Origin of the sequence: Piscibacillus salipiscarius (genome assembly GCF_042685285.1) — a bacterium.
GTDB lineage: Bacteria > Bacillota > Bacilli > Bacillales > Alkalibacillaceae > Piscibacillus > Piscibacillus salipiscarius.
Genome location: NZ_JBHUMZ010000037.1, coordinates 1 through 2359, shown reverse-complemented (window position 1 = coordinate 2359; position 2359 = coordinate 1). Strand labels below are relative to the sequence as shown.

Genomic DNA, 2359 nt, shown 5'->3' with positions numbered 1-2359 from the left:
GGCTCTGTTAAAGTTTAATGTTGATATTTATAGAAAAAACAGAACTTCCATAAAATTGGAAGTTCTGTTTGGTTTTATTATCTTATTGAACTAACGCACCCGTTAATTTAAGTACACCTTTTCACAATATACAAAAGAAGTATAAAAAAGTGCAGGAAACAAGATTTCCATACACTTTTTTACCTTAACTATTTATTTAATAGAATTTCCGTTTCAGAAATAAGTTCTTGAAGTATTTCAAGCCCCTGTCTTGTGCTATCTATGCTTGGAGAAAGTAATGTGATAATTTTATCTATTCTTTTCTTGTATCCCAGTGGCTTCGTATCAAACCCGTCAATCATTCGAACTGCTTTTTTCTCATTGATACAATATTCTTCATTCATAGCAAATAAGACTTGATTTAGACATGAGATGGTTCGAAAACAGTGACCTGTAACATACGAAATATCATCCTTATCAACATTATCTTTAGCAAACATTAAAGAAAAGGATGCTTCAAACATAAAGTAACCAATTATTGCATCTTTTAAAGGTTTTGGATATGGCATGGTTTTGGATTTTAGCTTCGCAATTCGATTCGTTTTGTCATCCAGTATTTTGCAGATGGAGACTTCACCCATATACATAACATTTAGATAAGCATGTGGATGTCCAGTATGGTAATGAGTTAAAACGTTACCTAACAAACAATCATCAATTACTTGTTCCACTCTATTGACATCACGAAATATTAAATCAACGTGATAACCCTGAACAACAATCCATCCACCACCGTTTATCCAAGCACCCCACTCGCCTAAAGATGTAACTAAATTCTCTCTATGTTCATCATCCATTTTGGTAGCAACCCTACTAACTTCGTTGACATCAAAACCTGCCGATTCATCATAGTATATTCCAATGTCAATATCAGAAGTTGAATGATTAGTTCCTCTTGCTCTTGAGCCTCCTAAAACTATTCCTACAATGCCAGGTAACCCGTTCAGTTCTTTAATTATTTCATTTAAAATATTTTGTGCAGTCATAAATTTTTCAACTCCCATATATTTAATATTATCTATCCGTTACTTATCCATTTCTTCGTCCTCCATTTCATTCAACCTGGCATTGTCGATTATCTTATATATAATTATAATATAAATTCTCTTTTTCAAAGTAATAAACGTATAAATTGGCTTGAAGGTTCTTCAACTCTTCTGCCCGTTAGTTAAATAAAGAAATAACCTTTATACAGTAAACTTAGATAATCTAAGTGTATCATATGTTTCTATATTTGGAATTAAATTCCCTTTTATTATCATATCGTTTATTGTGACTTCGTTTCTCTGATGATGGATGCTCTCTAACACTTGAAACCACGCAAGATAATTGTTCAGATACTTGGTCGCCACGCCGTTAAAGCGCTGTATCCAACCTTTCAGTCTTCGGTGGTAGTTGTTGACGTTCTGGATGTGATATAGACCCTTGGTGCGAATTTTACCGTCAGACTTAAACTGGTAAATGGATATATCCTTTTCGGCGGCATAGGTTTTAAAGGCACGCCAAGCATCGGTGCATAACACATTCTCAGTGGAAAGTTTATGCCCGATGGCTTTGTCTAATTGCTCTTTTGTTAATCGCCCCATACCTAATGTCTGTGAGAAAGTCATTTTGTCACGGTCTCTTGCGACCAGGACACACACCTGTTCCTTGCTTATGCCACGTTTCTTTGCGGAACCGCCCCGTTTACGCGGCTTTCTATCTTTAATCTTCCTTTGCCCTTTTTCCGAGTACAGGAAATAGGTCTCGTCCATTTCAACGATACCTTGGAAATTGGAGATTTCCATTTGTTTTAATGCCGTTAGGAGCTTGTGCCTCCAATAGAATAAGGTGACGTGAGTAACGTTACCAATCAACTCCGCTGATTTACGAAGGGAATAGCCTTCTATCATACATTCGATAAATTTCATCCATCGATTGAGATGACGGGTTCGATATAATGCCGTATTGGTGAGGTCCGTAAATGTCATTCGACAGGCTTTACAGCGGTATCGTTGTTTCTTCACTTCTTCGCCATCCACGATAGTGGAGTATTTTCCAAAGCGCACAATATGTTCTGACTCGCAATCAGGACACCGATAGCCATCCTTATTTTTACGTTCCGAGATTTCTTCCAGTACCGTTCCTGTGGAAGATGAGGCGGTAAGAGCATCGATTAAATATTCCCGTAACCGATGTTTTTCCGCTGGATTAAGTTTTTGAATGGCTTTAAGGATATCGGTTGCTCTCACAGTCATCACCAACTCATATTTGATGACTCTATTATAGAACATTTGTTCGATTTTGGCAATTATCAACAACAAACTTTAACAGAGCCTTT

2 protein-coding genes are annotated in these 2359 nt (G+C 36.6%); both read right to left on the bottom strand.

Going from position 1 to position 2359, the window contains the following annotated elements; translation table 11 throughout:
* Positions 1–188: 188 nt before the first annotated feature.
* Complete coding sequence (locus ACFSW4_RS11965) at positions 189–1025, bottom strand: nucleotidyltransferase domain-containing protein (protein ID WP_054755034.1); 837 nt, start codon at positions 1023–1025, stop codon at positions 189–191.
* Positions 1026–1226: 201 nt separating this feature from the next.
* On the bottom strand, positions 1227–2276 hold the full coding sequence (locus ACFSW4_RS11960) for an IS1595 family transposase (protein WP_054755035.1): 1050 nt from the start codon (positions 2274–2276) through the stop codon (positions 1227–1229).
* Positions 2277–2359 lie beyond the last annotated feature (83 nt).

Coding starts and splice junctions, on each gene's coding strand:
- ACFSW4_RS11960 (WP_054755035.1), bottom strand. CDS start 2,276: ATGACTGTGAGAGCAACCGATATCCTTAAAGCCATTCAAAAACTTAAT.
- ACFSW4_RS11965 (WP_054755034.1), bottom strand. CDS start 1,025: ATGACTGCACAAAATATTTTAAATGAAATAATTAAAGAACTGAACGGG.